At 66.5% G+C, this 22,773-nt stretch carries 32 protein-coding genes; 24 read left to right on the plus strand and 8 right to left on the minus strand.

What is annotated here, in order from left to right; all coding sequences use genetic code 11:
- Positions 1-77: 77 nt before the first annotated feature.
- Positions 78-275 carry a hypothetical protein gene (locus tag BES08_RS17325; RefSeq protein ID WP_069709049.1) on the minus strand — a complete coding sequence of 66 codons (198 nt, stop codon included), beginning with the start codon at positions 273-275 and terminating at the stop codon, positions 78-80.
- A gap of 241 nt (positions 276-516) precedes the next feature.
- Between BES08_RS17325 and BES08_RS17330 the strand changes: the two genes are divergently transcribed.
- The 11 genes from BES08_RS17330 to BES08_RS17380 all read left to right on the plus strand — a co-directional run bounded on the left by BES08_RS17330 (position 517) and on the right by BES08_RS17380 (position 8,332).
- Positions 517-1,179 (plus strand): queuosine precursor transporter, encoded by a 663-nt coding sequence (locus tag BES08_RS17330; protein ID WP_008832917.1) that lies wholly within the window; start codon positions 517-519, stop codon positions 1,177-1,179.
- Between the two features lie 80 nt (positions 1,180-1,259).
- Positions 1,260-2,159, plus strand: coding sequence for an acetylglutamate kinase (argB, locus tag BES08_RS17335; RefSeq protein WP_008832918.1), 900 nt, complete (start codon positions 1,260-1,262; stop codon positions 2,157-2,159).
- Positions 2,160-2,207: 48 nt separating this feature from the next.
- Positions 2,208-2,759 (plus strand): hypothetical protein, encoded by a 552-nt coding sequence (locus BES08_RS17340; protein WP_008832919.1) that lies wholly within the window; start codon positions 2,208-2,210, stop codon positions 2,757-2,759.
- Positions 2,760-3,008: 249 nt separating this feature from the next.
- Positions 3,009-3,302 carry a YggT family protein gene (locus BES08_RS17345; RefSeq protein WP_008832920.1) on the plus strand — a complete coding sequence of 98 codons (294 nt, stop codon included), beginning with the start codon at positions 3,009-3,011 and terminating at the stop codon, positions 3,300-3,302.
- Positions 3,302-4,192 (plus strand): bifunctional methylenetetrahydrofolate dehydrogenase/methenyltetrahydrofolate cyclohydrolase FolD, encoded by an 891-nt coding sequence (folD, locus tag BES08_RS17350; protein WP_008832921.1) that lies wholly within the window; start codon positions 3,302-3,304, stop codon positions 4,190-4,192. The genes BES08_RS17345 and folD overlap by 1 nt, the downstream gene beginning before the upstream one ends.
- Complete coding sequence (locus tag BES08_RS17355) at positions 4,189-4,878, plus strand: Cif family virulence factor (RefSeq protein WP_231958078.1); 690 nt, start codon at positions 4,189-4,191, stop codon at positions 4,876-4,878. The genes folD and BES08_RS17355 overlap by 4 nt, the downstream gene beginning before the upstream one ends.
- Before the next feature lie 10 nt (positions 4,879-4,888).
- The gene (locus BES08_RS17360) at positions 4,889-5,527 is read left to right on the plus strand and encodes a MarC family protein (RefSeq protein WP_008829351.1); all 639 of its coding nucleotides are present in this window, start codon (positions 4,889-4,891) and stop codon (positions 5,525-5,527) included.
- Positions 5,524-5,865, plus strand: coding sequence for a YnfA family protein (locus tag BES08_RS17365; protein WP_008829352.1), 342 nt, complete (start codon positions 5,524-5,526; stop codon positions 5,863-5,865). Before BES08_RS17360 ends, BES08_RS17365 begins: the two co-directional genes overlap by 4 nt.
- Positions 5,866-5,932: 67 nt before the next feature.
- A complete protein-coding gene (locus BES08_RS17370) occupies positions 5,933-6,289 on the plus strand; it encodes a hypothetical protein (RefSeq protein ID WP_069709050.1) in 357 nt (118 codons plus the stop codon).
- Between the two features lie 226 nt (positions 6,290-6,515).
- A complete protein-coding gene (locus tag BES08_RS17375; RefSeq protein ID WP_069709051.1) occupies positions 6,516-7,526 on the plus strand; it encodes an LLM class flavin-dependent oxidoreductase in 1,011 nt (336 codons plus the stop codon).
- Between the two features lie 8 nt (positions 7,527-7,534).
- Positions 7,535-8,332 carry an IclR family transcriptional regulator gene (locus BES08_RS17380; protein WP_069709052.1) on the plus strand — a complete coding sequence of 266 codons (798 nt, stop codon included), beginning with the start codon at positions 7,535-7,537 and terminating at the stop codon, positions 8,330-8,332.
- Between the two features lie 61 nt (positions 8,333-8,393).
- Here the strand turns inward: BES08_RS17380 and BES08_RS17385 are convergent, their stop codons facing one another.
- Positions 8,394-8,702: an alkylphosphonate utilization protein gene (locus BES08_RS17385; RefSeq protein WP_008829355.1), complete on the minus strand. Its 309-nt coding sequence runs from the start codon at positions 8,700-8,702 to the stop codon at positions 8,394-8,396.
- Between the two features lie 120 nt (positions 8,703-8,822).
- Between BES08_RS17385 and BES08_RS17390 the strand changes: the two genes are divergently transcribed.
- The 6 genes from BES08_RS17390 (at position 8,823) to BES08_RS17415 (ending at position 11,766) form a co-directional block, all read left to right on the plus strand.
- A complete protein-coding gene (locus BES08_RS17390; RefSeq protein WP_069709053.1) occupies positions 8,823-9,107 on the plus strand; it encodes a hypothetical protein in 285 nt (94 codons plus the stop codon).
- On the plus strand, positions 9,104-9,847 hold the full coding sequence (locus BES08_RS17395; protein WP_069709054.1) for a DUF72 domain-containing protein: 744 nt from the start codon (positions 9,104-9,106) through the stop codon (positions 9,845-9,847). The genes BES08_RS17390 and BES08_RS17395 overlap by 4 nt, the downstream gene beginning before the upstream one ends.
- Positions 9,848-9,974: 127 nt before the next feature.
- Positions 9,975-10,568 (plus strand): hypothetical protein, encoded by a 594-nt coding sequence (locus BES08_RS17400; protein WP_069709055.1) that lies wholly within the window; start codon positions 9,975-9,977, stop codon positions 10,566-10,568.
- Between the two features lie 39 nt (positions 10,569-10,607).
- Positions 10,608-10,910, plus strand: coding sequence for a YciI-like protein (locus BES08_RS17405; RefSeq protein ID WP_008829359.1), 303 nt, complete (start codon positions 10,608-10,610; stop codon positions 10,908-10,910).
- Positions 10,907-11,287 (plus strand): DUF4440 domain-containing protein, encoded by a 381-nt coding sequence (locus BES08_RS17410; RefSeq protein WP_156799898.1) that lies wholly within the window; start codon positions 10,907-10,909, stop codon positions 11,285-11,287. The genes BES08_RS17405 and BES08_RS17410 overlap by 4 nt, the downstream gene beginning before the upstream one ends.
- Before the next feature lie 182 nt (positions 11,288-11,469).
- Entirely contained in the window at positions 11,470-11,766 is a 297-nt protein-coding gene (locus BES08_RS17415; protein WP_036529573.1) for a hypothetical protein, read from the plus strand.
- A 28-nt stretch (positions 11,767-11,794) separates the two neighbouring features.
- Here the strand turns inward: BES08_RS17415 and BES08_RS17420 are convergent, their stop codons facing one another.
- Complete coding sequence (locus BES08_RS17420) at positions 11,795-12,289, minus strand: hypothetical protein (protein WP_069709056.1); 495 nt, start codon at positions 12,287-12,289, stop codon at positions 11,795-11,797.
- Between the two features lie 203 nt (positions 12,290-12,492).
- Positions 12,493-12,765: a hypothetical protein gene (locus BES08_RS17425; RefSeq protein WP_036529531.1), complete on the minus strand. Its 273-nt coding sequence runs from the start codon at positions 12,763-12,765 to the stop codon at positions 12,493-12,495.
- A 308-nt stretch (positions 12,766-13,073) separates the two neighbouring features.
- On the opposite strand from BES08_RS17425, the gene BES08_RS17430 reads away from it, so the two are divergent.
- Positions 13,074-13,514, plus strand: a complete 441-nt coding sequence (locus BES08_RS17430) for a COG3650 family protein (protein ID WP_008832149.1) — start codon at positions 13,074-13,076, stop codon at positions 13,512-13,514.
- Here the strand turns inward: BES08_RS17430 and BES08_RS17435 are convergent.
- Complete coding sequence (locus BES08_RS17435; RefSeq protein WP_008832148.1) at positions 13,511-13,939, minus strand: OsmC family protein; 429 nt, start codon at positions 13,937-13,939, stop codon at positions 13,511-13,513. The two genes, BES08_RS17430 and BES08_RS17435, sit on opposite strands and share 4 nt — an antisense overlap.
- Before the next feature lie 405 nt (positions 13,940-14,344).
- Between BES08_RS17435 and BES08_RS17440 the strand changes: the two genes are divergently transcribed.
- Positions 14,345-14,698, plus strand: coding sequence for a hypothetical protein (locus BES08_RS17440; protein WP_069709057.1), 354 nt, complete (start codon positions 14,345-14,347; stop codon positions 14,696-14,698).
- 130 nt (positions 14,699-14,828) lie between these two features.
- On the opposite strand, the gene BES08_RS17445 is transcribed toward BES08_RS17440, so the two are convergent.
- From BES08_RS17445 to BES08_RS17455, 3 genes are all read right to left on the minus strand, one after another.
- Entirely contained in the window at positions 14,829-15,980 is a 1,152-nt protein-coding gene (locus tag BES08_RS17445; protein WP_069709328.1) for a glycosyltransferase family 4 protein, read from the minus strand.
- 159 nt (positions 15,981-16,139) lie between these two features.
- Entirely contained in the window at positions 16,140-16,682 is a 543-nt protein-coding gene (locus BES08_RS17450; RefSeq protein WP_008832145.1) for a hypothetical protein, read from the minus strand.
- Between the two features lie 387 nt (positions 16,683-17,069).
- On the minus strand, positions 17,070-17,444 hold the full coding sequence (locus BES08_RS17455) for a hypothetical protein (protein WP_008832144.1): 375 nt from the start codon (positions 17,442-17,444) through the stop codon (positions 17,070-17,072).
- Positions 17,445-17,712: 268 nt separating this feature from the next.
- Here BES08_RS17455 and BES08_RS17460 point away from each other — a divergent pair, with 268 nt between their 5' ends.
- From BES08_RS17460 to BES08_RS17480, 5 genes are all read left to right on the plus strand, one after another.
- The gene (locus BES08_RS17460; protein WP_036529526.1) at positions 17,713-17,976 is read left to right on the plus strand and encodes a hypothetical protein; all 264 of its coding nucleotides are present in this window, start codon (positions 17,713-17,715) and stop codon (positions 17,974-17,976) included.
- Between the two features lie 164 nt (positions 17,977-18,140).
- Positions 18,141-18,869 carry a response regulator transcription factor gene (locus BES08_RS17465; protein ID WP_069709058.1) on the plus strand — a complete coding sequence of 243 codons (729 nt, stop codon included), beginning with the start codon at positions 18,141-18,143 and terminating at the stop codon, positions 18,867-18,869.
- Positions 18,869-20,194, plus strand: a complete 1,326-nt coding sequence (locus tag BES08_RS17470) for an ATP-binding protein (RefSeq protein ID WP_069709059.1) — start codon at positions 18,869-18,871, stop codon at positions 20,192-20,194. Before BES08_RS17465 ends, BES08_RS17470 begins: the two co-directional genes overlap by 1 nt.
- 137 nt (positions 20,195-20,331) lie before the next feature.
- The gene (locus BES08_RS17475) at positions 20,332-21,021 is read left to right on the plus strand and encodes a carbonic anhydrase (protein ID WP_008832140.1); all 690 of its coding nucleotides are present in this window, start codon (positions 20,332-20,334) and stop codon (positions 21,019-21,021) included.
- Positions 21,018-22,559, plus strand: coding sequence for a SulP family inorganic anion transporter (locus BES08_RS17480; RefSeq protein WP_008832139.1), 1,542 nt, complete (start codon positions 21,018-21,020; stop codon positions 22,557-22,559). The genes BES08_RS17475 and BES08_RS17480 overlap by 4 nt, the downstream gene beginning before the upstream one ends.
- Positions 22,560-22,773: the final 214 nt, after the last annotated feature.

The following is a 22,773-nucleotide window of genomic DNA, read 5'->3' on the forward strand; positions in this document are numbered from 1 at the left end:
TGCAGGGCATCGGGTGTAACCTTGTGGCCGGGGGACGGGCGACGGGAATAGTACGCGGCGGCGCCCTTGTAGGAAAGCTACCCGGCCTGTCGCTTCATCTCCAGATAGGCCGCCTCGCGCGCTTCGGCGTCCAGCGACAGGAGGTATCTACTGGCCTCCTTGTAAGTCAGGAACGGCTTGTCATCCGCGACGACAGGCTCGGTGCGGCCGTTGTAGAGGCGGCGCAGCAGGCGGCGCTGGGGGCGGGTGAGGGCATTGTCTTCGTCTTCGGTCATGGCGAGGCGGCTAGCACGGCGGCTAGACGATAGCGATGACCCCGCCGCATCCTCCCCGTTGCGCAGCGATGGGGAGGGGGACAGCCGACGCAGTCGGTGGTGGAGGGGTCGGAAAGCCCCTCCGTCAGTCGCTGCGCGCCTGCCACCTCCCCATCGCTTCGCGACAGGGAGGATGCGATGGGGCTCGCATTTTCTCCACCGAACCCTAGTCCAACGCCGCTTTGCCCGTTACAGGGAGGCGATGGATCGACCCGTCACTGCGCCTGCGCCCATCATCACCCGCTCGCTTTTCGTCTTCTCGCTGCTCTACGGCGGCCTCGTCGTGCTGGCGGGAGTGCTGGGGACCAAGCTGGCTTCGCTTGGCCACTGGCCGGTGCTGGGCGACCTCGCGGTCGAATCGGGGATCTTCGCGTTCCTGTTGCTGGTGGTGCTCTCCAGCGCCATCGCCGAACTGCACGGACCGGACACCGCCAACAAGCTGGTGCGCTTCGGGTTCATCCCGCTGATCGTCTCGATGCTGCTGCTGACCTTCGTGATCCACGTGGTCCCGCCGGCTGCGTTCTGGGGCGACCAGGAGGCCTATGCTCGCCTGCTGGGGCAGGGCGCGCGGATGCAGTTCGCCGGGCTGATCTCCTACGGCGTGTCGCAGACGCTGAACGTCCTGATCTTCTCGAAGCTGTCGCAAGCTGGCGGCAAGCTGTTGCTGGTGCGCGCGTGGATCGCCTCGATGCTCTCGCAGGTGATCGACACGGTGCTGTTCATCACCATTTCCTTCGTCGGAACCGGCCTGCCGATCGTGCAGATCATGGAGGGCCAGATCATCTCGAAGCTGGTGCTCTCGACGATCATGGTGCCGCCGTTCATCTGGTTCTTCGTGAAGCTGGGCAGGAAACTGGATTCCTGAGCCGATAAACGGCACGATTACGCCGAAAAAATCACGTTAAGCGGGTTCAAAATTGCGCGTGGGGGCGTATTAGCGCCCTCATGTCGAATCCGCACCACCCCGCCCTGCTGGCCAAGGCCGAAACCCTCGTCGATGCGCTGCCCTACATGCAGCGATATGCGGGGCGCACGTTCGTGGTCAAATACGGCGGCCACGCCATGGGCGATCCCGAAAAGGCGGTGGACTTCGCCGAGGACGTGGTGCTGCTGAAGGCGGTGGGCATCAACGTCGTCGTCGTGCACGGCGGCGGGCCGCAGATCGGCGCGATGCTCAAGAAGGTCGGCGTCGAGAGCCAGTTCGTCGATGGCCTGCGCATTACCGACAAGGCGACCGCCGAAGTGGCCGAGATGGTGCTGTCAGGCGCGATCAACAAGGAAATCGTCGGCTGGATCGCCAAGGCCGGCGGCAAGGCCATGGGCGTCTCCGGCAAGGACGGCGGCATGGTCACCGCGCGCAAGGTCTCGCGCACCCGCAAGGACCCCGACAGCCTGATCGAGCAGGTGGTCGATCTCGGCTTCGTGGGCGAGCCCGAACACATCGACACCCGCGTGATCGAGACGATCTCGGGCGCGGGGATGATCCCGGTCATCGCCCCGATCGCGGCCGGACCGGACGGCGGCACCTACAACGTCAACGCCGACACGATGGCGGGCGCCATCGCCGCGGCGCTGGGTGCATCGCGCCTGTTCCTGCTGACCGACGTGCCCGGCGTGCTCGACAAGCAGGGCGAACTGCTGACCGACCTGACCCCCGCCGCGATCGCGGGCCTGAAGGAAGACGGCACCATCTCGGGCGGCATGATCCCCAAGCTGGAGACCTGCATTCACGCGGTCGAGGCGGGTTGCGAGGCGGCCGTCGTCCTTGACGGACGGGTTTCGCATGCCATGTTGCTGGAAATATTCACGCAGGAAGGTGCAGGTACGCTCATCCGGGCGGGCTGAACTACCCTTGCGAGGGGGATCAAGGAACTGAAAGGCGTCTCGAAGCACATGCGCACCAAAGCTGCACTCGCCGTCCTGCTCTCCGGCTCGTTGCTGGCCCTTGCCGCCTGCGGTAAGGCGGGAGAGGACCCGGCCGTGCTCGACAGCGCAAGTGCGGCGGCGGATGCCGGCGATGCCGTGGTCGATGTCGGTCCGGTGGACGGCGCGACGTCCGTGGCCGCGCCTGCCGCAAGCACCCTCGACACCGCCGCCCTGACCGAGCGCCGCGATCCCGAACGACTGCTGCGCTACTACGTCAGTGCCGTGCGCATCGGCGACTGGAACGCCGCGGCTCAGGCCTGGAGCCTCGATGCCGAGATGACGGCGCAAAAGCTGCAGGGCGAATTCGGCGGTGCCAAGCCTCGCCTCGCGGTCGGCAAGGGCGACATGGAAGGCGCGGCGGGCTCGCTCTATTACGAGGCGCCGATCGTCGTGGACTTCGGCGACGGGCGCACCTCGAAGCGCGGGACCATCGTTCTGCGCCGCGTGAACGACGTGCCGGGCGCCAGCGGCAGCCAGCTCAACTGGCGGATCGAGCGGACTTCGACGCTTACGCAGTAATATTGCCCACCCCGTCCGGCTAAGCCGCTGCGCGGCCAAGCCTTCCGGCCCTCCCTCCTTCGACGGGCTCAGGATGAGCGGGAGAGCAGAACACGGGCTCTCATTCCCCTCCCGCTTGCGGGAGGGGGCAGGGGTGGGCTTTAACCGCTTACGACCCTTGCCCACCGGCCACCCGCTCGGCTATCAGCGCGCGCAGAACCATGCCGCATGTGCGAACGTGCTGTCCCAACGTCATTCTAGGAGCCGGCCTTGCTGTTCCTCACCATTTTCCAGATCGTCAGCTACCTGATCGACATCATCGTCTTCGTGGTGATCGTGCAGTTCGTGCTCGGGCTGCTGATCGCGTTCAACGTGGTCAACATGCACAACCAGTTCGTGTCGGCGGTCTATACCGCGCTGAACGCGATCCTCGAGCCGCTGCTGCGGCCGATCCGCAAGATCATGCCCAACACCGGCGCGATCGACTTCTCGCCGATGGTGCTGATCATCGGTCTCAAGATCCTGCAGATCATCTTCGGCAACCTTGCCATGGCGGGTTACTGATGAGCCAGGTCATCGACGGAAAGGCTTTCGCCGAGGGCCTGCGCGCCCGCGTCGGCACCGCTGCGGTGGGCTTCGAGGCGAAGAGCGGCCGCAAGGCGGGCCTCGCCGTGGTGCTGGTGGGCGAGGACCCGGCCAGCCAGGTCTACGTGCGCAACAAGGGCAAGCAGACGCTCGCGGCGGGCATGAACAGCTTCGAGCACAAGCTGCCCGCAGACACGTCCGAAGCGGATCTGCTGGCCGTGGTCGAGCAGCTCAACAATGACCCGGCGGTGGACGGCATCCTCGTCCAGCTGCCGCTGCCCGCGCACATGAACGAGCAGAAGGTCATCGCCACGATCAACCCGGACAAGGACGTCGACGGCTTCCACGTCGTCAACGTTGGCCGTCTGGCGACCGGCCTGCCGGGCTTCGTGCCCTGCACGCCGCTGGGCTGCGTGATGCTGCTGAAGGACCGGCTGGGTTCGCTCTCGGGTCTCGACGCGGTGGTGATCGGGCGCTCCAACATCGTCGGCAAGCCGATGGCGCAGCTGCTGATCGCGGAAAGCTGCACTGTCACTGTCGCGCATAGCCGCACCAAGGATCTGCCCGAGGTGGTGCGCCGCGCCGACATCGTGGTGGCGGCGGTCGGCCGTCCCGAGATGGTCAAGGGCGACTGGCTCAAGCCCGGCGCGACTGTGATCGACGTGGGCATCAACCGCGTTCCCGGCGCCGAGGAAGGCAAGACGAAGCTCGTCGGCGACGTCGATTTCGCCTCGGCCGCCGAAGTCGCGGGAGCGATCACGCCGGTTCCGGGCGGGGTCGGGCCGATGACCATCGCGGTACTGCTGCGCAACACCATCGTCGCCGCGCACCGCAATGCCGGGCTCGCCTTCGACGAGACTGCCCTTTGAAGCGGATCGCGCTCGGTCTGGCGCTGGTAGCGGTTTTCGCTGCGTCAGCCCAGACCGATGCGCGGCCCAAGCGCCGCCTCCCGCCCGGTACGGGAACGGCCAACCCCAGCGCCCTCGTTGCCGAGGAGATCGCCTTCGCCCGGCTCGCGCGCGAGAAGGGTCAGTGGAAGGCGTTCCGCGAATTCGCGGACGATACCGCGATTATGTTCGTGCCGCAGGAAGTGCAGGCGCAGGACTGGCTGAAGAAGCAGGCCGATCCCGCCGCTCCCGTGCAGTGGGAGCCGCATCAGGTCTGGATGAGCTGCGACGGCACGCTGGGCGTAACCAAGGGCGCCTGGCAGCGCCCGGACGGCTCGGTCGGCTGGTACACCACGATCTGGCAGCGCCAGAAGAAGGGCGAGTATCGCTGGGTCCTCGACCACGGCGACACCCTGCCGAGCGCTTTGCCGGAGCCCGACATGCTCACCGCGCGGGTTGCGAAATGCGGCCGCCGCCCCGATGCGCCGCCGCCGGGTACGCCGCCTGCGGACGCGCGCACTTTCACCGGGGGCAACTCGCTCGACGGCACCTTGCGCTGGCACGTCACGGTCATGAGCGCCAACGATGCCCGCACCGTCAGCGTACAACTGTGGAATGGTACGCAATTCGACACGATCGTAGAGGACAAGGTGACGCCGCAAGGTTAGGGTAGGGCGAATGTACGAGCTTTTCCTCAGCGCCTTCGTCACGCTCTTCGTCGTCATCGATCCGCCGGGCTGCGCGCCTATCTACGCCGGGCTCTCCGCCGGGGCGAGCCGCGCGCAGGCGATCTCCATGGCGACCCGCGCCTGCGTGATCGCGGCGATCATCCTCGTGGTCTTCGCGCTGTTCGGCAAGACGCTGCTGAACGCGCTGCACATCGAACTCGATGCCTTCCGTATCGCGGGCGGCATCATGCTGTTCATGATCGCCATCGACATGGTCTTCGAGAAGCGCACCCAGCGGCGCGAGGAGCGGGCCGAGAAGATCATCGCCCACAACGCCGCCACGCCCGAGATCGAGGACGTCTCCGTCTTCCCGATGGCGATGCCGATGCTGGCGGGGCCGGGCTCGATCGCGACGATGATGCTGCTGACCAGCCGCGCGCACGGCACCGAGCAGACGCTGACGATCCTGGGCGCGATGATCGCTGTGATGCTGCTCGCCTTCGCCGCGCTTGCTGCTGCCGGGCCGCTGATGAAGGTGCTGGGCGACAAGGTGGAGGCGGTGATCACCCGCCTGCTTGGCGTGCTGCTGGCGGCGCTGGCGGCGCAGTATGTGATCGACGGGGTCAAGGCGACGCTGCTTTCTGCATGACCGGGGGCGTGATCCAGACCGCCGCCGTCTACCTCCTTGCCGCACTGGCCGAGATCGGTGGCTGCTTCGCGTTCTGGGGCTGGTTGCGGATGGGCAAGCCGGTCTGGTGGCTTGTGCCGGGCTGCGTCTCGCTGGTGATCTTCGCCTGGCTGCTGACGCTGGTGGACACCTCGCAGGCGGGCCGGGCCTATGCGGCTTACGGCGGCATCTACATCACCTCGGCGCTGCTGTGGCTATGGCTGGTCGAGGGCGTGCGACCGGACCGCTGGGACATGGGCGGCGCGCTGCTCTGCCTTGCCGGGGCGGCGGTGATCCTGCTGGGGCCGCATAAGGGCTGAGGGCGCGGTTCATCGGGCGTTCAGGCCCCGCACAGACACTTCGGTAGTTCCTGCGTGGAGATCGCCGATGACCCTACGCTATCTGCCGCTCGCCTTTCTTGTCCTGTCGCCAGCGACCGTCATGGCGCAGATCGTCGCCGACGAGCCTGCCGGAGCGCGGGTGGATACGCCGTCCGCCGTAACCGGCACGTATGGCCCGGACCTGCGCGAGACCTGGCGCAATATCGAGAGGGGCCGTGACGCGGGGCAACTTTCCAGGCCGCAAGCAAAGGCCTTTCGCAAGGAAGCGCGCCAGACAAATGCGCTGGCCGAGCGCTATTCCCGCGATGGCCTGACGGAGTCCGAGGCGCGCGAACTCGACATGCGGGCGCGGGCGCTCGACAGCCTCGTCGGCGCAGCGCGCAGCCGTAATCGCGTGAAGTAGCGTACACTTATCCTCCCTGTCGCGCAGCGATGGGGAGGGGGACCGCTCGCGTAGCGAGTGTGGTGGAGGGGGAAAACCCCTCCGTCAGCCCTACGGGCTGCCACCTCCCCACTGCTTCGCAACAGGGAGGATTCACGGGTTCGCTCATTCATCGCCCCCGCGCCTTGCCGCTTGGATAGCTGCCTCTAATCTCCAGCCGGATCACAAGACGGGGGGAGAAGGCTGCATGACCGGCAGGCTGGAATTCAGCTACCTCTACGATTTCCGCAATCCGGCCCCGTGGCGCCGTCCGCCCGAAGCGCTCTACGCCGAAATCCTCGACGTGGTCGCGGAAACCGAAGCGTTGGGCTTCGACGGCGCCTTCGTGCCCGAGCACCATCTCGCCGAGGACGGCTACATGTCCTCGCCGCTGGTGGCGCTCGCCGCGATGGCTGCACGCACGCGGCGGATGCGGCTGGGCACCGGCATCGCGCTTGCCCCTCTCTACGAGCCGCTGCGGTTCGCACAGGACTGCGCGGTGCTCGACAGTCTGTCCGGCGGACGGCTGCAACTGGGGCTCGCGATCGGCTATCGTGCGCGGGAGTACGCGGCGCACGGGCTGGATTTCACCAAGCGCGGCGCCCGGTTCGACGAATTCCTGGAGATCGTGCGCCGCCTTTGGTCCGGCGAGACGGTAGACTTCGAAGGCCGCTTCTTCACTCTTCACGGCGCCAAGGCCGGGCCGCTCTCAAGCCGGGGGCATATCCCGCTCTACATCGGCGGCTTCGCGCCCAAGGCGATGGAGCGGGTTGCGCGGCACGGCCTTGGCTACTTCGGCAATCCCGAGATCTGGCCGCTCTACCGCGAGAAACTGGAAGCGGCGGGCAAGGACCCAGCCGATGCACGCATCTGGATACAGGGCCTGATGCTGGTCGTCGCCGAGGACAAGGCGGCGGCGCTGGAGGAACTGGCGCCCCATTTTCACCACGTCAACAACAGCTACGGCGCCTGGATGAACGAGGATAGGGCGATTGGCCTGGACGGTCCGACGATCCAGCCGATGAGCCTCGATGCCTTCAAGGCCAGCGGCATCCTGCAGATCCTGACCCCGTCCGAGGCGGTCGCCTACTTCCACCGCCTGCTGGAAAAGGCCCCAGTCGAGCAATTCACGATGATGATGCCGCCCGGCCTTCCGGCGGAGCGCTTCCTCGCTTATGCGGGGCTCTTCGCGCGGGAGGTGCTCCCGCATTTCCAGTGAGGGCTTGCGTGATCGAGGATGCGGAGAAGGACGGCGAGCGCCGGGGCGGGTCGCCGCAGTCGGTCACCCGGGTCATCCGCCTGCTCGAAGCCCTCTGCGTCAGCAGCGAGCCGGTGTCGCTGGCCGATCTCAGCCGCCGTCTGAAGACCCCGAAGAGCAGTCTTGCGGCGCTGCTGCGCGGGCTGGCGGACGAGGATCTCGTCGTCGCGGCCGATGGCGTCTGGCGGCTCGGTCCGGGCGCTTTCGGCCTCGGCAGCGCGCTGACCGAGGCGCGGCGGCGGCTGCAAAGCTCCGACCTCGTGCGCGACGGGATGCGGCGGCTGGCCGCGCGCAGCGGGGAGACCGTGCTGCTGGCAGTGGGCGACCATGACGGCGACATGGTCACGTACGTGGACCTCGTGGAGAGCCGCAACGTGGTGCGCTATTCGGTCTCGATCGGGGACAGGCGGCCGCTCTACGCGACGGCGGCGGGGCGGGTGCTCCTGTCCATGTGTTCGCCCTCGGCGGTCGATGCCTACCTCAAGCGCGTGACGCTGACGCGGCTGGCGCCGGGGACCGAGATCGACCCCGCCGCGCTGGCGCTGGCAGTCGAGCAGGCCCGCGCGAAAGGGTGCGCCCAGACTGTCGATCAGGCGGCCGAGGGCGTCACCGGTACGGCCTGCGTGGTGCGCGATGCGGCGGGCGGGGTCGTCGGCGCGCTGGTTGCCGCCGCGCCCAGCGCGCGCGCGGCGGGGCGGCTTGAAGAACTCGTCCGGTTGGTGCGGGACGAGGCCGCCGCGATCTCGCGCAGTCTGGGGTTCAGGTAGGGCGCGCCCGTTTCATGTCATGTCGTCCTATCCGCGAAGGCAGTCGGCCCGCGGGCATGGTTCACCGCTTGCGCACGAACTCCGCGCGCAGCACCAGCCCCTTGATGCCGGGATAGCGGCAGTCGATCTCCTGCGCATCGCCGGTCAGGCGGATCGCGGGGATCACCGTCCCGCGCTTCAGCGTCTGGCCTGCGCCCTTGACGTCGAGGTCCTTGATCAGCGTCACCGAATCGCCGTCGGCGAGCACATTGCCGACCGCGTCGCGGACTTCCACGGCATCGGCCGCCGCGCGCTTCGCCGTCAGTTCCGAGGCAGGCAGCCATTCGCCGCTGTCCTCGTCGTAGACATAATCCTCGTCGTCGCTTGCCATGATCCATTCTCCTGATGCCTTTGCGCCCTTGGCAGCGCGACGCGCGTTTGACCAGCAGCATGCCGCCTTCGCAGCATCGCGCGCCGGTGCTACGGTGCCGGTTCTCAAGGAGGGCCACGCATGCGCAACCCGACCACCGAATGGATGAAGCTCGCCCACGACAGCTACTGGCTCTGGGCGGAATCGCTCATGGTCATGGGCATGCGCACCAGCGATATGATGACCGGCAAGGGCAGCGACCGCGAAAATGCACTGATGGTGTCGGAAAAGGTCAGGGCGGCCGCCGAAGTGGGCATGATGCTGGCGACGTCGAGTGCATCTCCGAAGACCGCCGGAAAGGCCGTGCGCCATTACCGCCGCAAGGTCACCGCAAACCGTAAACGCCTCGCCCGGAAGAAATCATGAGTGTTCATATCGGCATTGGCGGCTGGACTTACGAGCCATGGCGCGGGCTGTTCTATCCCAAGGGCCTCACCCAGTCGCGCGAACTGGCCTACGTCGGCGAGCACCTGACCGGCACCGAGATCAACGCCACCTTCTATCGCGGCCAGAGCGCCGCCAGCTTTGCCAAGTGGCGCGACGCGGTGCCCGGCGGCTTCCGCTTCGCGCTCAAGGGCAGCCGGTACTGCACCAACCGCAAGGACTTGTCCGAGGCGGGCGAGAGCGTGGCGCGGTTCATGGCGCAGGGGCTGGTCGAACTGGGCGACAAGCTCGGCCCGATCAACTGGCAGCTTGCCGCCACCAAGAAGTTCGATGCGGCCGAGATCGCCGCCTTCCTCGCCCTGCTGCCCGCCAGCCACGAGGGCCTGACGGTGCGCCACGCGATCGAGGCAAGGCACGAGAGTTTCGACGATTCGGCCTTCTTCGACTTGTGCCGCAAGGCCGGGGTAGCGGTGGCGCTGGCCGATTCGCCCAAATATGCAGTGCTGGATGCGACGGACTGCGCTCCGTTCGTCTACGCCCGCCTGCAGAACGCGCAAAGCGAACTGGAACAGGGCTATCCGGACGAAGACCTCGACACATGGGCAAAGCGTGTCGGCGACTGGACCGGACAAGGCCGCGAAGCATTTGTCTTTTTCATCAATGGCGCGAAGGAGCGGGCGCCTGCTGCGGCAATGAAGCTGATCGAGAAAGTCGGGCGCTGAGGATGCTGCAGGGTGCGACGCCGACAGTCCCGGGAGCGCGAGGGTAATAACCCTCGCATTTTCTTACCCTTGGCATCTTTGTCGATCGCCCCGGCAACCTGAGCGATTGCGATCCGTTTCGGCTATCATGAAACGGATTGCCGCGCTCGCCGCTCTCGTCCTGCTGCCCCTCGCCGCCTGCTCGTCCGGGCCGGAGGAGCCGAGTGTAACCGCTTCCGCGAGCGAGGAGGCTCTGGCCAGCGAGGCCGCGCCTTCGGAGGCTGCGCCCGCCGTCGCTCCGGCGAGCGACCCTAAAGTGCTTGGCTTGGAAGGGCTGGGTGACCTGAAGATCGGTCAGCCGGTGCCCAAGGGCAGTTCCTGGGCGTCACGCGGCGCACAGGAAAGCGACAGTTGCACGGCGATCAGCTCGCCTGACTACCCCGGCGTCTATGCCATCGTCACCGAGGGCAAGGTGCGCCGCATCACGCTGGGCGCGAATTCCACGGTCAAGCTGGCCGAGGGTATCGGCGTCGGCGCGACCGAGGGCGACGTGAAGAAGTGGTTCGCCGGTTTCCGCGAGGAGCCGCACAAGTACGAGGCCGCGCCCGCCAAGTACCTGACCGCTCCCAATGCCCGCCCGGGAGAATGGGCGCTGCGCTTCGAGATCAAGTCTGACGGCAAGGTCGGCCTGATCCATGTCGGCGAGATGCCGGTGCTGGCCTATGTGGAAGGCTGTGGCTGAGGGGTTTCCCCGGGTCGTGCCGCCGGGCATGGTCGGGCGATGAACCACTACCTGCTGATCTATCACCTCGCGCCCGGTTACCTCGAGCGCCGGGCCGAATTTCGCGCCGCGCATCTGGACCTCGCATGGCAGGCGGCCGAGCGCGGCGAACTGTTGCTTGGCGGCGCGGTCGAGGATCCGCTCGATACGGCGATGCTGCTGTTCGCCGGCGAGGGGCCGGAAGCTGCGGAGGCTTTCGCCGAGGCCGACCCTTATGTGACCGAGGGCTTGGTCGAGCGCTGGAACGTCCGGCGCTGGGTGACCGTCGTGGGCAAAGAGGCTTCGGCTCCGGTGAGGCCGTGAGCGAACTGGCGATCCGCAGCCGCCGAGCCGCCTTCAACAGGGCCATTGCGGACGGCGATGCGGCGGCGATCGGGCCAATGCTGGCGCGCGACTGCGTCATGGTTACCGGCACCGACAGCGCCGTGATCGCGGGCCGGATGGCGCAAGTGAAAGTCTGGCGGCGTGAGTTCGGCCATTCCGGGCGGATGGTCTATGTTCGCACGTCCGAAAGCGTGGCCATTTCTTCCGCCGAGCCGATCGCCATGGAGCACGGACGCTGGTACGGAACGCAAGGTGGTTCGGAAATTCCCGGAGCCTCGGGCACTTACGCCGCCAAGTGGCGCGAAGTGGCGGGAGAATGGGTAATCGAAGCCGAAATCTTCGTGACGTTTTCGTGACGGGGTGTGACGCATGGCATGAAATCGTTTCCTAAGGCGGGTGAGTTCGATTAAGGAGCCGCCCGCAACCCGGCGCGCCGGTCGAGCGCTCCGGGCAATTCCCGAGGATGTTCGATGCCTGGCAGCCGGCTCTCCGGACCGCGCGCAATCCTTGCGTGCGGCGGGGGCATAAGGACGTGTCGATGAAGCAGGATGTCGCCGGAGAAGCTCTGCTGCGTGATACCGGCAAGCTCTGGGTCGAGGCCGGATCGGTGATCGCGCTGCGCACCGCCCGCATCGGCTGGGGCGATCCTCTGGCGGGCGACGAGATGGTCCGCATGGTCACCGAAAAGGTCTGGGCGGGCTGGGAAGTCGGCATGGCGCTGGCGACCGGGCAGTTCGGGCACGATCCCGAGACGGTGTGCCGCCGCACGGTGAACCACTATCGCCGCGCCGTGCGCAAGAATCTGCGCCGCCTTTCGGCGAACGATCAGGCCTGATCCAAATCCTTCCGTCGGCCTCTGTCCCTCAGGGCGTGTTCTCGGCCGACAGTACGTCCTGAGCTGCATCGGCGGCGCGCGCTGCTGCGTCGGCAGCGGCGTCTGCACGAGGGGCTGCCGGTGACTGGGCCGGTGACCGGTCTGGTGCCGGCTGGCTACCCTCCGCAGCGTAGCCCTCGCCTTGATAGGGAGCATGGCTGCCGTATTGGCGACGTTCCCAGGCGCCATCGTCATAGTCGTCCGGCGGGCCGTAACCGTAAGGCGCGTAGTGCTGCTGCGGTTCGGGCGGCATCGGCGGTCCGGCGTCGTCGGAGCCCCGACCGAAGGGCCAGGCGGGAGAATTGAGGGCGGACAGGCCCTCGTCCAGCCACGAGCGCCGGGCAGGCGAGCTGTCTTCCATGGTGGCGGAGCGATGCGATTGGGGCTGGGAGAATCGCGGCATCGCGCCGGTCGTCATGACGGCGAAGGCCGCGCCGGCGATACCGCCGACCACCAGCAAAAGGGCGAACTTGGCTCCACTCATCGGCTCGGGCCACGGCTGTCTTGCATGATGGCGGGGTATCCCGTCGCAGCTGTCGGCCTGCTGAACGCAAAGAAAAAGGCGCCGTCCCGCACGGAGGGGGACGGCGCCTGGTTCGGCGCTCAGCGGCTACCCGGGCGTTGGGAGAGGAGGACTGCCCGGAAGAAGCGCGAGCGCGCGATCAGTATGCCCGATCGGTAGCTCGATTACTCGCCGAGGTGCAGCTTGGCGGCTTCGGCGGTCGTGAACGAGACGTAACGGCTGTTGTAGGTGCCGGTCACGCGGCCGCCCTTGACGTAGAGGCGGAAGGGGATGCCCGCCGAGGTCGCGCCGTCGATCACGGTAACCTTGCCCTTCTGGGCAGTGGTGTAGTTGTAGTTGACGCCTTCGTGCGAGAATTCGCGGCTGTCGTCGGCCTGGGCGACGGCGGGAACGGCGAGGAGAGCAACGGCGGCAGAGGCGAGAACAGTCTTGAACATGGCAAAATCCTTAGATTCTGGATGAGGCTGGATCGCCTCGGGCGACGTTTATCTTGTGCGCTGCAGCAAAAGCGGATGTTGAACGGGAGTGCAATTTCAATACCCGAACCGGGTGTTGCAAGTTTTGCAATCATCGGACAATGTGCCTGATTTTTAAGCAAATCGGCGTTGCCAGGCGCGAAGAAAAAACAAGCATGACCGCAAATTCATCATCGTCGGGTCAGGGAATCAGCCGAATCACACCGGCGGCCTGTCGAATCGCATGCGAAAGTTTGCCCGCCGGCCGGGAGAGGCGTACCGTGCAACTCATGTCGAGCATCAGACCGTACCGGGCGAGCGCACTGCTGGCCATTTTCGCAGTTGCAGCATGTCATTCCGCTTCGGACGGGTTGCCCGGTGATCCTGCCGATCATCGGCCGTGGAACGGCATCGCCGTCACGGAGACCGTGCACTTCGTCGGTACGGAGCCGTTCTGGGGCGGGCAGGTCGCGTCCTCGCGCCTGACGTATACAACCCCGGATAATGCCGAAGGCGAAACAGTGCCGGTCACCCGCTTCGCCGGTCGCGGCGGGGTTTCGTTCAGCGGAAAGCTGTCGGGCGGTGCGGCGACGCTGGCGGTCACGCCGTCGGTCTGCAGCGACGGCATGTCGGACACGCGCTATCCCTTTACCATCACCTTGCAGATCGGCGAGGAAACGCGGCAGGGCTGCGGCTGGACCGACCGCAGCCCGCGCACGGGCAGCAATTAGTCGCCGAGCGACTTTTCGAGCGTGATCTCGCAGTTCAGGAGCTTGGAGATCGGGCAGCCGGCCTTGGCTTCGTCGGCGATGCTGGCGAAGTCCTCGGGCGTGATGCCGGGTATGGACGCGGTGAGAGTCAGGGCCGACTTGGTGACGGAGAAGCCGTCGCCGTCCTTGTCGAGCGTGACCGTGCACTGGGTGTCGAGGGTGCCTTCGGCGTGCCCTGCGCGGGCGAGCGCGAAGCTGGTCGCCATGGTGAAGCAGGCGGCGTGCGCGGCGGCGATCAGTTCCTCGGGGTTGGTGCCGGGCTGGCCTTCGAAGCGGGTGCCAAAGCCGTAGGGCTGGTCTGACAACACGCCCGAGCGCGTGGTGATCGAGCCCTTGCCGTCCTTGCCGAGACCGACATAACGGGCGGAAGCGGTATTGGTGGTCATGTCGAGGTTCCCCTGGTGCTGATGCTACTGCTGGCGGGCCGAAGTGGCGCTGGCTGCAACGCCGGGGCTCTGTACAGGTTCCGAAAGTCTGCCGCGTGACGATGCCGCAGCGGGTTTGGCGAGCCTCGCGTTGCAGCACGAGGCTACGCCCGGGCGATGCTTCCTGGAAGAGCCTTTTACGCCTTGGCACCGGGCAGGGGGCGCGGCGCCCTCACATCCCGCCGAAAGCGGGGCTGATGCCCGTGATACCATGCGGTACACCAATCGTTGCGCACCGCAAAAAGCGCAGAAATCCTAAGCTTCTTGAGGATTGTTCGCTTTGTCGCGGTGGGTGCGCATGGTACCTCTCGGCTTGTGAGATGACGGCCCGCGACGACGGTGCCGCACCGGAAGAGGATAGTTGTCATGAAGCGATTCCTGACAGCATTGCAGGTAGGGTTTGCCCTGTCGGCAATGGCTTTCCCGTCAGCAATGGCGATGACCGGAACCGGTCACGCTGCCGAAGTGTCCGTCGAGGCGGATGCGATGACCGGTGCGTACTACATGCGCGACAGCCTGGTTCCCCGAGCGGACGATCTCGCCCTGCTCCAGCGCAAGCCCGCGCTCTACCTTGCCAGTTTCAACGACGGCATGGCGACGGTGGCCTATTCGCTGGAGAAAGGGCGGATCGTCTACCGGGTGGTCACCGGTGAGATCGGGGATGGTGCCCGGGCCGAGATCGACCGCGCGCTGGTCCGTCTGCAGCGCAAGGTCGCATGACGGTATAAAAAGAGAAGACGCAGGGAGAACGCGCGCGAAGGTCGGCTGGGCCTTCGCGCAGAGCCGAGGGAAGGGGAGAAGCGCAAGGCGCGGCGGGTAGCCACCACCGCCGCGTCTTGTTGCTATGTGCTCAGGCGCGCGCCTTCTGGCGGATCAGGCGCACGTAGGTATCGGCGACGGCCTGGTTTATGCGGTCCCAGCTGAACTCGCCGGCACGCGCGACGCCGGCGGCGCCATGGGCGCGCCGCAGTTCGGTATCTTCGATATAGCCTTTCAGCGCTTCGGCGAACTGGTGCACGGCGCCGGGCGGGATCAGGCGGCCCGAGACGCGGTCGTCGACGAGGCTCTGGCTGCCGGTGGCGGCCGCTGCGACGACGGGCAGCCCGCAGGCCATCGCCTCGAGCGTGACGTTGCCGAAAGTCTCGGTGACCGAGGGGTTGAACAGCACGTCCATCGAGGCGACCGCGCGGCCGAGCTCGGCGCCGCCCTGGAAGCCGACGAAGGCAGCGCCGGGAAGACGTTCCTCGAACCATTCGCGGGCAGGCCCCTGGCCGATCACCAGAACCTTGTGGGCGATGCCCTTGCGGCGCAGTTCGTCGAGCGTGTCCGAGAACACGTCTAGCCCCTTTTCCATCACCAGACGGCCGAGGAAGCCGATGGCGACTTCATGGTCGGCGATGCCGTGGCTGCGGCGCCATTCGAGGTCGCGGCGGCCGGGGTTGAATATCTCGTGATCGACGCCGCGCGACCAGATCGAGACATCGTAGTTCATGCGCTGCTCGCGCAGGAGCTGCGCCATGCTTTCCGAAGGCGCGACAAGGGCGTTGCAGCGGCGATAGAAGCGGCGCAGGATCGCCTCGACCACCGGCTCGCCCCAGGCCATGTTGTAGTAGCGCAGGTAGGTTTCGAACCGGGTATGGACCGAGGACAGCACCGGAATGGTCCGGTTGCGTGCCCAGGTCACCGCCTGGTGGCCGACCGGGTCGGGCGAAGAGACGTGCACCACATTCGGCGCGAACTTCGCGAGGTCGCGGCGGGCCTTGCCCGAGATCGAGAACGGAACGCGGTATTCCGGACGTCCGGGAATCGCGAAGGAACGCACGCTGATAAGATCGCCGGTCGGCTCGAACGCGGGCTCGGCCACGGTCGGCGCGTAGACGCGAACTTGCGCGCCCTGGCGCAGGAGGTAGCCGACGAGACGATTGAGCGCTTGGTTGGCGCCGTCGCGGACGTAGTTGTAGTTGCCCGAGAACAGGGCGATGCGCAGATCTGCGGTGTCCATGATGGAGCGCCCCATAGCCGCCCCGGCCGCACTTGGCGAGGGTGCATGATGAGGCGCTCCCCGATGGATTTCATGGCCGTATGCATTGGGGGCGAGGGAGGCCGCGAACGGTCTGCCATCGATCGGGCAGCCGTCCGCGGAAAGCATCGCAGCTATGCTTCAGCGACGATAATCGCGGTCGCGCCAGCGGCGGTCGTCTCGCCGGTCGTCTCTGCGGTCATCGCGGCGATCCCAGCGTCCGTCACGGCGATCCCAGCGGCGATCGTCACGACGGTCCCAGCGATCCCGACGATCGTATTGCCTGTCCCGGCGCCAGTCGCGGCCACGGTCCCAGCGATTGCCGCCGTCGCGCCAACGATCACGATACCACGGCGAATAGTCCCGGTCGTAGTAGCGATCGCGATAATAGCGGTTGGGGTAGCCGTCGTAGTAATAATAATACCCGGGACGGTCGCGCACGGTGACGTAGCGGCGCGAGCCCCAGTAGCCGCGATCGTAGTAATTGCGATCACCGCGGTCGGCGATCGCGGCGCCGAGGGCAAGGCCGATCACGCCCGCACCGATGGCAATGGCGGCAGTGTCGTCACCGCGCCCGTAGTAGCGGTCTCGCGCCTGGGCTGGCGATGTGGTCACCAGCACCGAGGCGGCGAGTGCGGCCCCCAGCGCGAGTTTTTTCCCGAAGGATTTCAAATTTATACTCATGACGTGACGTCTCCCTTTCCGGGCCGACCGGGTAACGGCGGTAGCGGTGGGCACGCTGGAAACATGGGCCGGATGGACTGAACCGGAAGTGAATTTGTCGCGAGGTGTATCGGGCGTGCGGCGAGCCGTGCGCCAGGGCGTGATCGTGTTCGGCTAAAACACCGTTCGTGATCCCCGCGAAGGCGGGAACCCATCTGACGCTCATGCAGCAGGCGCCGTCAGGAGATGGGTTCCCGCCTTCGCGGGAATGACAATAATACGGTTAAAGTCGATCTCGCTCTAACGGCACATGCGAAGACGCCCGGCCGAGGAGGAGGGGCCGGGCGTCTCGCGAAGTCGGGGAGGGGCCGAAAGGGGCGTCACCCGGCTTCGCTGGTATTCGATCGATCAGTAACCGCGGCGCCAGTCACCCCGGTCGCCGTAGTAGCCGCGGCGCTGATCGTCGCGGTGATCGCGGTTGTAGCGATCGTAGTCGCCGCGCGAGTAGCGGTTGCCGTCGCCATTCCAGTAGTAGCCGTCGCGATAGGACCAGCTCGAACCGTAGTAGCGGTCGTCGTAGCGGGCATTGTCGTAACGGTCGTGGTCGCGGCTGGACGAGGCGGCGATGGCGCCGACGGCAAGGCCCAGAATGCCCGCGCCGATGGCGACGGCGGCGGTGTTGTCGCCGCCCCGGTGCCAGTCGCGCGCCATCGCCGGCGTCGTGGTGGCAAGAGCGGTGGCGGCGAGGCCGACGGCCAGCGCGGTCTTCTTGAAAATGGTCATGGCTTCAACTCCTTGTTCGGGGTGGCGGATCAAGGAAGCCGTTGTCCCCGTGTGAAGTTTGGTATAAGCCCCGGCTCCTGAACCGGATCGAAGCGGATCTGGCAGAATCCATTCACGATTGTATGCAATTGTATGCGTAGCGGTACATGGGGCGATGCGGGGCTGCAGATGAAGCGGTTCCAGACATGTTTCGTCACGCGTCCGCCCGAAACGTGACACGCGGGCTCCTCAATCTGGCGTCATTGCATTGCCAGATTGGAGAATACCAATGATTTCCGCCGCTCTTCTTGCCCTTGTTTCACTTTCCACGCCCGCTTCGGCATCGCTCGCTACTGCCTATGCCGGTGACAGCGTCGCCGCCTCGAAGGGCCATCCGACCATCGTGGCGCGCGCGCAGGGCAAGGCTTCGGCTCCGACCGTCTGCCATCCTGACCCGTCCAAGGGCCGCGCCTGCCGTCACGCCGTCGTCCAGGCCGAGCAGGCAGAGCGTCCGATTCTGGCAGTCGCCGATGCGGCCGTGACCAAGGACTGACGCATCCGCCGCCTTGGCCTTTTGTGCAGATTTGCTGCGCGAAAGAGGGTGGCAGGACAATTTCCGACCGGCGCGGTTTGCCTGACCGCGCCGGTTGCCTATAGACAGCAGAGACAACCAGCACGATGACGGTCGCCCCCCGCTACAGACACCCGCACGAGACTATGACAACCCCTTCCACCATTCTGCTCGTCGAGGACGATGGCGCGTTGCGCACCCTGACCGCGCGAGCGTTGCGCCAGAGCGGTTTCAACGTGCTCACCGCCGCCACCGGCGCGGAGATGTGGGTGACCCTGCGCGAGGCGACGGTCAGCCTGGTCGTGCTCGACATCATGCTGCCGGGCACCAGCGGCTTCGACCTGTTCCGCCGCCTGCGCCGCGAAAGCGACGTGCCGATCATCTTCGTCAGTGCGCGCGGCAGCGAGGAAGACCGCGTGCTCGGCCTTGAACTGGGCGCCGACGATTACCTCGCCAAGCCTTTCAGCACCCGCGAACTGGCTGCGCGCGTCAGCGCCGTCCTGCGGCGCGGCGGCGGTCTCGATTCGACCAGCGAGCCGGTGCCCGAGATGCGATCCGCCGATGCGATCCGGTTCGACGGCTGGGAAGTCTCGATGGCGCGGCGCGAACTGCGCTCGCCCAGCGGTGCGATCGTCGATCTGACCGGCGCCGAGTTCGACCTGCTTTCCACCTTCCTGGGATACCCGCAGCGAGTGCTCGGGCGTGAACGCCTGATGGAGCTTTCGCGCTCGCGCATCGGCGACAGTTCGGATCGCTCGATCGACGTGCTCGTCAGCCGCCTGCGCCGCAAGCTGCAGGCCGAGGGCTCCGAATCCCCGATCGTCACCGTTCGCGGTGTTGGCTACATGTTCAAGGCGGAAGTGATCCGCACCTGATGGCAGGCAGGTTCGTCGCCCTGTTCAGGCGGATGGGCCTGCCCGAGCGGCTGCTCGCGGTGCTGCTGGTCGTCGTCATTATCGACTTCGTGGCGAACTCCTTCCTGTTCGAGCGTGTCGATTCCTTCATGCTGCGGCGCGACGATGCCGAGCGCATCGCCGAGAACCTCGTCCTCGCGCGCCGGACGATGGAACATGCCGAGGCGGGCGAGCGCGACCAGATCGCCCACGTCCTCAGTACCGACCGCTTCCAGCTGCACTGGTTCGCACCCGGCACCCGCCGCCGCGGTAGCCTAGGGCTGACCAACCTGCGCGCGCAGGTCGTCGATCTCCAACCCGAACTCGCCATGGCCGATCTCGAGCTTCACCTCGAGGAGCTGCCTGGCAAGGGGAACATCGGCGGTTCGATTCGGCTCTCCGACAACAGCCTCGTGAAGTTCCATACGCATGCGAAGTCGGCGTGGAAGCTGACGCTGGGCCGGATCGCCGGGCTGGTGCTGCCCACGCTGCTGCTCTTCGCGCTTGCCTGGGTGCTGGTGCGCACCACGCTCAAGCCCCTGCGCACCCTGATCGGCGCGACCCGCCATCTCGGCTCCGGTCCGCCGCGTCCGGTGCCCGAACGCGGACCGGACGAGCTGCGCGAACTTATCCGCGCGCTGAACGAGATGCAGGAACGCATCCACCAGTCGCTGGTGGACCGCACCCAGACGATGCTGGCGATCGGACATGATCTCAAGACCCCGCTCGCGCGCATGAGGCTGCGGCTCGACGACGAGAGCGTCGATCCCGAAGTGCGCGACGGCCTGAACCACGACATCGACGAGATGCGCATGCTGCTCGATTCGATCCAGGCTTATGTCGACAGCGACGGCCGCTCGATCCCGGCGGAGCGCATCGACATCGCCGTCATGGCCGAAACACTGGTCGATACCGCTGCCGATCATGGCGCCGACGCGACCTATTCCGGCGTGTCCAGCCTCGAAGTCAAAGTGCGCCCCGTCCCGATCCGCCGCGCCTTGTCGAACCTCATCGAAAACGCGCTGCATTACGGCGGCAATGTTCGCGTCAGCGTGCGCCGGGACGGAGGAGCGGTGGAGATCACCGTCGACGATGACGGGCCCGGCATCCCCGACGATCGCATCACCGACGCGCTCCAGCCTTTCGTCCGCCTCGACACGGCGCGGGCGCGGGACACCGCCGGAATGGGCCTCGGCCTGCCGATCGTGCGCAAGGCCGTGCGCACGGAAAACGGCACGCTGGACTTGCGCAACCGGCCCGAAGGCGGACTGCGGGCGACCATCCGCCTGCCCATGGGTACGGACTGACCCGGAGTTCACACACGCTGCATCGCAGCAAACTTTCGTAACGTTCGCGCACGCTCAGCGACAAGCGCGGCACCTAGCTTTCCACAGTGAGCCGCAGTGCGTGCGCTGACGGCAGTGGATAAAAGAAAGGTGTTCCAGTGAACGAACTGATCGGTCGCGTCTTCAACTTCGAGAAGACCCTCTTCCCCGCCAGCAGCGAGCTGTTCGGCAAGCTGACCACGCACGGCCAGTCGCCCAAGGCGCTGATGATCTCGTGCGCCGATTCGCGCATCGTGCCCGAGCAGATCATGCAGGCCGAGCCCGGCGACCTGTTCGTCTGCCGCAACGCCGGAAACATCGTGCCGCCTTACGCGACGCTCAACGGCGGCGTCACCTCGACCGTCGAATATGCGGTCATGGCGCTCGGCGTGCGCGACATCATCGTCTGCGGCCACTCGGACTGCGGCGCGATGAAGGCGCTGTCCGATCCCACCGGCCTCGAGGCGATGCCGAACGTCGCCGCCTGGCTCAAGCACGGCGCCGCGGCCGAGAACATCGTCAGCGCCTGCCATTCCGACCTTCAGGGCAAGGACCGCGTCCGCGCGATCACGCTGGAGAACATCATCGCCCAGATCAGCCACTTGCGCACGCATCCGGCCGTTGCCGCGGGCATCGCGCGCGGCGAGATAACGCTGCATGGCTGGATGGTCGACATTCACGCCGGTCAGGTCCTTGGCCTAAACGGCGACACCGGCGAGTTCGTGCCGCTGCGCGAAGACCGTGACCTGCCGGTTGCTCTCGCCGCCCGCAGCCGTTTTGCCACCGAATACGCAGAAGCGGCAGAATGACCTCGGTTTCCTCTGGCGTGGGAGACGGCCGCCAAGGCCTCTTCTCCCACTTCGGCCGCGATTTCACGGCGTCGATCGTCGTGTTCCTGGTCGCCATGCCGCTGTGCATGGGCATCGCCATCGCTTCGGGCGTGCCGCCTGAAAGGGGCCTCGTCACCGGCATCATCGGCGGCGTGGTCGTCGGCCTGCTGGCGGGTTCGCCGCTGCAGGTCAGCGGCCCGGCGGCCGGCCTTGCGGTCATCGTCTTCGAGTTCGTTCGCGAGAACGGACTCGAGGCGCTTGGTCCCGTGCTGCTTCTGGCAGGCGTGCTCCAGCTGATTGCCGGTGCGCTCAGGCTCGGCGGGCTGTTCCGCGCGATCAGCCCGGCTGTCGTTCACGGGATGCTGGCGGGTATCGGCGCGCTGATCGTCATCGGCCAGTTCCACATCCTGTTCGACGCGAAACCGCTGTCGAGTGGCCTCCAGAACCTCGCGGCGATGCCCGCGCGCGTCTTTGGCCTCGACTTCACCAATGCGGCTGCAACCGAAATGGCGCTGCTGATCGGCGTGCTTACGATCACCGTCATGCTCGCGTGGGAAAAGCTGCGTCCCAAGTCGATGGGTCTGGTTCCCGGCGCGCTGCTCGGCGTGGTTTCCGCCACGGCGGTTGCCTGGGGCATGGGCCTGGACGTCGCCCGCATCGAGGTGCCTGCCTCGATCGCCTCGGCTTTCAGCCTGCCGACCAGCGCCGCCTGGTTCGCGCCGCTGAGCCAGCCCGCGCTGCTCGTCGCAGCCGTCGCCATCGCCTTCATCGCCAGCGCCGAAACGCTGCTCTCTGCCGCTGCCGTCGATCGCATGCATGACGGCGTGCGTACCCACTACGACAAGGAACTGCGCGCGCAGGGCATCGGCAACTTCCTGTGCGGCGTCTTCGGCGCATTGCCGATGACGGGCGTGATCGTGCGCTCCTCGGCGAACGTGCAGGCAGGTGCAAAGACCCGCCTTTCGACGATCTTCCATGGCGTGTGGATCCTCGGTTTCGTCGCGCTGCTGCCCTGGCTGCTGCGCGAAGTACCGATGGCCGCGCTCGGCGGCGTGCTGGTCGTCACCGGCTGGAAGCTCGTCAGCCTCAAGCACGTCACGCACCTGTTCAAGGCGCATGGTCCGCTGCCCGCAGCGATCTGGGCCGCGACCTTCGTGCTGGTTGTCACCACCGACCTGCTGACCGGCGTGCTCGTCGGCCTGGCGCTCTCGGTCGTCGAACTGCTGCCGCACTACAAGCACCTGCGGCTCAAGGTCGCGGAGCATGACGAGGGTGAGGCGACCCGCGTGGAACTGAACGGTGCGGCCACCTTCGTCGGGCTCACCCGCCTGAATGCGGTGCTGGAGAAGCAGCCGGCCAACCGTCCGGTCCACCTCGACCTCGGCTTGGTCAAGGCGATGGACCATACCACGGCGGAGACGCTGTCCGAATGGATCAGCCGCCGCCGCCAGGGTGGCCAGCGTGACCGGATCACCGGTCCCGATGCCATCCTGCGCCCGCTGCCGCTGGCCAGCTGACGATCTGATCGAACACCTGGCGGGCCGGGAACCCTCACACCCGGCCCTCTAACCTACGGGCGGAGTGCGTAAGCGTTTCCGCCCGCTTTCTTTTGGACGGTGCCGTTTTCTGATCGCAGAGCGAATTGGCCTGCATAGATACTCGGCAATATCGTGACGGCGTGCTTGTGTTGCTACGCAACCACACTTGTTGCGCTGCAGAATTCAGCAACAG

The sequence above is a fragment of the Novosphingobium resinovorum genome, from assembly GCF_001742225.1.
Classification (GTDB): domain Bacteria; phylum Pseudomonadota; class Alphaproteobacteria; order Sphingomonadales; family Sphingomonadaceae; genus Novosphingobium; species Novosphingobium resinovorum_A.